The organism is Blastomonas sp. UPD001 (assembly GCF_003426715.1).
Lineage (GTDB): Bacteria > Pseudomonadota > Alphaproteobacteria > Sphingomonadales > Sphingomonadaceae > Blastomonas.
This window is the reverse complement of record NZ_QKVT01000001.1, coordinates 372,918-378,365: the sequence shown is the minus strand read 5'-3', so window position 1 is coordinate 378,365 and position 5,448 is coordinate 372,918. Positions and strand designations below refer to the sequence as shown.

Below are 5,448 nucleotides of genomic sequence, written 5' to 3'. Positions count from 1 at the left end.
GTTTCGCTGGTCGCCAACCAGCCGGCCGATCCGGTCTATGGCCAGCACCGCGCCGATCCCTATCAGCCCGGCCAGAACCGGCTTGGGCCGGTCTGGGGCAATGTCACGCGGTTCACCGGCGCCGCCAATCAGCCGCTCGATCCGTTTCCGGGCCATGGCCTTGCCGATTATCTCAGCAATCCGGATTATCGCGACGATTTCGACGAGGTGCGCGACCACGGCGCGCGCCAGCGCGGCAAGCGCAGCGCCGAGCAGGAGCGGATCGGGGTCTATTGGGGCTATGACGGCGCGATGAACCTGGGTGTGCCGCCGCGGCTCTACAACCAGGTCGCGCGCAAGGTCGCAGAACCCCTGGCGCTCAGCATCCCGCGCGCCGCCGAGCTGTTTGCCCAGCTCAATGTCGCGATGGCCGATGCCGGGATCGACGCCTGGCACTGGAAATATGCCTATGACCTGTGGCGCCCGGTGGTGGGCCTGCGCGAAGAGGATGCGACACGCGGCGGCGATCCGTTCTGGGCGCCGCTTGGCGCGCCGCAGACCAACACCGCCGGACCGACGACGCGCACGCCCAATTTCCCCGCCTATCCGTCGGGCCATGCGACCTTCGGGGCGGCGCTGTTCCAGACCTTGCGGCTGGCGCTCAAGACCGCGCCGGGGCCGATCACGCTGAAGGACGTTCTCGATGTCGAGACGCACGCCAGCCCGCCGATCGCCACGGAAGCCTTCAGCTTCGTGTCCGACGAGCTGGACGGCATCTCGGGCGATCCTGACGGATCGACCCGCACCCGGGTCAACAAGGCGTTCGACAATTTTGCCGAAGCGGTCTGGGAGAATTCGGTCAGCCGCATCTATCTGGGCGTGCACTGGCGCTTCGACGGCATCCCGCGCCGCGATGGCGAGAATATCGGCGGCGTCCCGCTGGGGCTCGCGATCGGCGAAGAGGCGCATGATTTCTTCAACGCCGCGCCCTCGCTCGGCGGGGTGGTGATCACCCCCTGACGCCTTGCCCTCGATAGGGGGCGCATCGTTCGGCAGACGATGCGCCCCCTGTTCTCCTGCGACCGTCGTCTTCCGACCTCTTGCAGCCGCGCGGGGCTCTGGTATCAATCGGGGCCATCTGGGGGGACAAGGCGCATGGATTTCATGGGGTTGCTGCGATCGGTCGAGGACATCCTGTTCGAGATCGTCAGCTGGCTGTATTTCTATCCGCGCACCTTTCTGCTCTCGTTGTTTCGACCGGCTCAGATGATGGCCTATGCCGATGACGAGCTCGATGACCGGCCGCAGCAACGCTATGAGAGCACGATCAACCCGCCCGTCTTCCTGATGATCACCATCGCCATGGCGAGCACGGTGAGCGACTTCATCCTGGGGCCCGAGGCGGTGGCACAGGCGATCAAGGACAGCCCCGAATTCCTGCGCGACTGGAAGAACGACCTGATGTTCACGGCGTTCATCTTCAGCATCTATCCGCTGCTGCTGTCGATCGACCTGCTGCGCCATCAAAGGATCGGAATCGACCGCGCCTCGTTGCGCCCGCCCTTCTACAGCCAGTGCTTCGTCGCCGCGCCGTTCGGGCTCGCCAATTACGTCGCGCTCGCGTTCATGAGCGACGAGACCTACGAGTACGAGATCATGGGCGGGACCTATGACGGGCTGTATATCGGCTTCCCGATCTTCCTGCTGACACTGATCTGGTACACGGTGCTTCAGACGCGCTGGTTCAGGCGCGAGCTGGGCACGTCGCTGCTCAAGTCGGGCTGGATTGCCGCTTTCGCGATCTTCAAGGGCTTTTTCGTGACCTCGTCGATCCTGGTGTTGATCCAGGGGACCGGCTGAACGCTCAGCCGCCCCGGATCAGCAGGTTGCGGATCTCGGTCATGTCCTCCATCGCGAAGCGGATGCCCTCGCGGCCGAGCCCGGAATCCTTGACCCCGCCATAGGGCATGTTGTCGATGCGGAAGCTGGGCACGTCGTTGATGACGACGCCGCCGACATCGAGATGGTCCCAGCAGTCGAACATCTTGAACAGGTCGCGGGTGAACACGCCCGCCTGCAGCCCGAACTTGCTGTTGTTCACCTCGGCCATCGCCGCCTTGAAATCGGTGAACTTGGAGAGCACCGCGACCGGGCCGAACGCCTCTTCGGTGACGATCTTGCAGTCATGCGGCACGTTCTCGAGCAGCGTCGCCTCGAGCATCGCGCCGTCGCGCTTGCCGCCGCACAGCAGGGTGCCGCCCTTGGCCACGGCTTCCTGCACCCAGCCGTCGAGCCGGGTCGCTTCCTTGACGTGAATCATCGGGCCGATAAACGTGTCGCGATCCTTGGGGTCGCCCGCGATCAGCGTTGCGGTCTTCGCGACCAGCATGTCGCGGAACCGGTCATAGACATCGGCATGGATCAGGATGCGCTGCACCCCGATGCAGCTCTGGCCCGACTGGTAGAAGGCGCCGAAGATCACGCGCTCCATCGCGTCGTCGAGATTCGCATCGGAATCGATGATCACCGCCGCGTTGCCGCCCAGTTCGAGCACGACCTTCTTCTTGCCGCAGCGTGCCTTGAGGTCCCAGCCCACATCGGGCGAACCGGTGAACGATAGCAGCTTGAGCCGTTCGTCGGTGGTGAACAGGTCCGCGCCGTCGCGGCTGGCGGGCAGGATCGAGAACGCGCCCTTGGGCAGGTCGGTTTCGGCGAGCACCTCGCCCATGATGATCGCGCCCAGCGGGGTGCGGCTGGCGGGCTTCATCACGAACGGGCAGCCGACCGCGATCGCCGGCGCGATCTTGTGCGCGGCGAGGTTGAGCGGGAAGTTGAACGGCGAGATGAACGAGCACGGGCCGATCGGCACGCGCTTCCACATGCCGCGATAGCCCTTGGCGCGCGGGCTGATGTCCATCGTCTGGACCTCGCCCGCCATGCGCACCGACTCCTCGGCGGCGATGCGAAAGGTATCGATCAGGCGGCTGACCTCGCCCTCTGAGTCCTTGATCGGCTTGCCCGCCTCGACGCACAGCGCATAGGCGAGCTCGTCGGCGCGCTCCTTGAAGCGGGCGACGCAATGGTTGAGCACCTCCTGCCGCGCATAGCTCGGCATCGCCGCCATCGGCTCGGCCGCCTCGACCGCGCCGGCGATCCCCGCATCGATCGTCGCCGCATCGGCCTGCGCCACGCGGAACGCGACCTCGCCGGTGAACTTGTCGGTCACCTCCAGATCGGTGTTCGGCTGCTGCGCCTCGTTGTTGAGATAGAGCGGGTAGACGGATTTGAGGGTGGTCATCGATTACTCCCAGGCAACAGGCCGTTTTCCGGCGGAAGCCGGAATCCAGAGCGGCAAAGCGCAAGCTGGCCCTGGACCCCGGCTTCCGCCGGGGAACGAGGCGGTGCTTAAAGCTCCTTCGCCATCTTCTTGATGTCGATGTTCAGGATCTGGTCGTTCTCCGAATAGTCAACCGGGCAATCGATGAGATGCACGCCCGGCGTGTCGCGCGTATGCGCGAGCAGCTGCTTCAGATGCTCGGCGCTCTCGACGCGGTAGCCGTTGGCGCCATAGGCCTCGGCATATTTGACAAAATCGGGGTTGCCATAGGTCAGGCCCCAGTCCTTGAAGCCCATGTTCGCCTGCTTCCAGCGGATCATGCCATAGCTCGAGTCATTGAGGATCAGCACGGTCATGTTGAGCCCCAGCCGGACGGCGGTTTCCATCTCCTGGCTGTTCATCATGAAGCCGCCATCGCCACAGATCGCCAGCACCTTGCGGTCGGGATAGACCATCGACGACATCATCGCCGACGGGAGCCCCGCGCCCATGGTGGCGAGCGCATTGTCGAGCAGCACGGTGTTCGGGCGATAGGCGCAATAACCGCGCGCGAACCAGATCTTGTACACGCCATTGTCGAGACAGATGATGCCGTCGTCGGGCATCGCGTTGCGGATTTCCTGCACCAGATAGGGCGGGAAGATCGGGAAGCGCGCGTCCTCGGCGAGCTTGTTGGTGTGTTCGAGCTCGGCCTTGCGATAGTCGAGCATATGGTCGAACTTCCACCCGCCATTGGGGACGATGTCTTCCTTCATCTGCCAGATCGCGTTGGCGATATCGCCGATCACCTCGATCTCGGGGAAATAGACCGGATCGACCTCCGCCGTCTTGGTCGAGACATGGATGACCGGCGTGCCGCCCGGCTGCATGAAGAAGGGCGGCTTCTCGATCACGTCATGGCCGATATTGACGATCAGGTCCGCCGCCTCGACCGCGCGATGAACGAAATCGCCGGCCGAGAGCGCCGCACAGCCCAGGAACTTGGGGTGGCGCTCGTCGATCACGCCCTTGCCGAGCTGAGTCGTCAGGAACGGAATGCCGGTCTTCTCGATGAACTGCAGCAGCATGCGGCTGGTCATCGTGCGGTTGGCGCCGGCCCCGATCACCAGGATCGGCGACTTGGCCTGTTCGAGCGCAGATACGGCAGCGCGGATCGACTTCTTGTCGGCATTGGGACGCCGGGTCGAGCTGGGCTTCAAGGGCACCGACTCGGTCTTTTCCTCGGCAATGTCCTCGGGGAACTCGATATGCGCCGCGCCGGGCTTTTCCTCCTCGGCGAGGCGGAAGGCTTCGCGCACGCGGCTGGGGATATTGTCGGCGCTGGCGAGTTGGTGGGTGAATTTGGTGATCGGCTTCATCATGTCGACGACGTCGAGGATCTGGAAGCGGCCCTGCTTCGATTTCTTGATCGGCTTCTGGCCGGTCACCATCAGCATCGGCATGCCGCCCAGCTGCGCATAGGCCGCAGCAGTGACGAAATTGGTCGCGCCGGGGCCCAAGGTCGCCATACAGACGCCCGCCTTGCCGGTATGCCGGCCATAGGTCGCGGCCATGAAGCCTGCGCCCTGTTCGTGCCGGGTGAGGATGAGCTTGATCTTGGTCGACCGGCTGAGCGAGTCGAGCATGTCCAGATTTTCCTCGCCGGGAACGCCGAAAATATACTCGACCCCCTCTGCCTCGAGGCACTGGACAAACAGATCGGATGCTTTGGTCATGGAATTTCCTCCCCCGGAAGCCGAAAGTGGCTCGTCGTTGCATTCGTGCGACCGAAAGGATGTCCGGGCGGCGCTTGCTGCTTGTTACGCCCGGGCGGAACGGCTCGTTACCGGCATGGCATCCGCCCTCCATGCTGGGTGTGACGCAAGGCATAACCACAAATTTTGCCCAAGTCACCCGCCAAAAATGTGCTTCCCGGCGCAGTGACGATCAATAACCCAATGCCAGATCGACCTCGTTGACCAGCGTCTCGCCACGCACGAACCGGCCGAGATTTTCGGCAAACAGCGCCGCCGAACGCTGGAACATTCGCGTCTGCGCGCGGCCGGACAGGTGCATCGAGATCTGCACATTGGGCAGCGTCCACAGCTCGTGGTCGGCGGGCAGCGGCTCGGGCGTGGTGACGTCAAGAAACG

General features: G+C 64.0%; 4 protein-coding genes and 1 pseudogene. 2 read left to right on the top strand and 3 right to left on the bottom strand.

The window, feature by feature from the left end; translation table 11 throughout:
* Together DM995_RS01840 and DM995_RS01835 are read left to right on the top strand one after the other, a co-directional pair.
* On the top strand, positions 1–999 hold a 999-nt coding region (locus DM995_RS01840; protein WP_116968311.1), incomplete at its 5' end, for a vanadium-dependent haloperoxidase.
* A 135-nt stretch (positions 1,000–1,134) separates the two neighbouring features.
* A complete protein-coding gene (locus tag DM995_RS01835) occupies positions 1,135–1,839 on the top strand; it encodes a hypothetical protein (RefSeq protein ID WP_157973040.1) in 705 nt (234 codons plus the stop codon).
* A gap of 4 nt (positions 1,840–1,843) precedes the next feature.
* Here the strand turns inward: DM995_RS01835 and DM995_RS01830 are convergent, their stop codons facing one another.
* From DM995_RS01830 to DM995_RS21590, 3 genes and pseudogenes are all read right to left on the bottom strand, one after another.
* The gene (locus DM995_RS01830) at positions 1,844–3,277 is read right to left on the bottom strand and encodes an aldehyde dehydrogenase family protein (protein WP_116968309.1); all 1,434 of its coding nucleotides are present in this window, start codon (positions 3,275–3,277) and stop codon (positions 1,844–1,846) included.
* Between the two features lie 107 nt (positions 3,278–3,384).
* On the bottom strand, positions 3,385–5,031 hold the full coding sequence (locus DM995_RS01825; protein WP_023836962.1) for an acetolactate synthase large subunit: 1,647 nt from the start codon (positions 5,029–5,031) through the stop codon (positions 3,385–3,387).
* Between the two features lie 211 nt (positions 5,032–5,242).
* Positions 5,243–5,448 (bottom strand): annotated as a pseudogene (locus tag DM995_RS21590) (D-2-hydroxyacid dehydrogenase); the annotation flags it as partial.